Raw genomic sequence first — 785 nt, 5'->3', positions numbered from 1 at the left:
TCTCCTGTGAACAACGGCCGGGCCCGGTCGCCGCGAGGACGCGGTGGCCGGGCCCGGCCTTTCCCGGTGTCGAAGGGACCGCTCACACCATGAAAAACACGCTGTACCGCCTCGATCTCAAGGCGTCGCCATACCTCTACGTCCTGCCGTTCTTCGTGCTGTTCGCCGCGTTCGGGGTGTTCCCGCTCATCTACACGGCGTGGGTGTCGCTGCACGACTGGAGCCTGCTGGCCGACGCCCACCCGTGGGTCGGTCTCCAGAACTACAAGGACCTGTTCGCCGACGAGTACTTCTGGAACGCACTGAAGAACACCGCCCAGATCTGGGTGATGTCCACCGTTCCCCAGCTGCTCATGGCACTCGTGCTGGCGCACGTCCTGAACCAGCGCCTGCGCGCCCCCACCTTCTGGCGGATGAGCGCGCTACTGCCGAACATCACGTCCGTCGCCGCTGTCGCGATCATCTTCGGGCAGATCTTCGGCAAGGACTACGGCCTGATCAACTGGCTGCTGGAGAGCCTCGGCCTCGGCCGCATCGACTGGCAGGCGGGCACCGCCTCGTCGCAGATCGCCATCTCCGTGATGATCATATGGCGCTGGACGGGCTACAACGCCCTGATCTACCTCGCCGCCATGCAGGCCGTCTCCAAGGACCTCTACGACGCGGCGTCACTCGACGGCGCGACGAGCTTCCAGCAGCTGCGCCGGATCACGGTCCCGGCGATCCGGCCGACGATCATCTTCACGGTCATCATCTCCACCATCGGCGGCATGCAGGTCCTGGCC

The 785-nt window shown here is 65.5% G+C and carries 1 protein-coding gene; it reads left to right on the top strand.

What is annotated here, in order from left to right:
• Nucleotides 1-89: 89 nt before the first annotated feature.
• A partial coding sequence (locus QEZ54_RS36230; RefSeq protein ID WP_281309312.1) for a sugar ABC transporter permease occupies nucleotides 90-785 on the top strand: 696 nt, incomplete at its 3' end.

Origin of the sequence: Catellatospora sp. KI3, from assembly GCF_029948125.1 — a bacterium.
Taxonomy (GTDB): domain Bacteria; phylum Actinomycetota; class Actinomycetes; order Mycobacteriales; family Micromonosporaceae; genus Catellatospora.
Note: the sequence above shows the minus strand (reverse complement) of the source record. Positions and strands in the feature narration are given on the sequence as shown.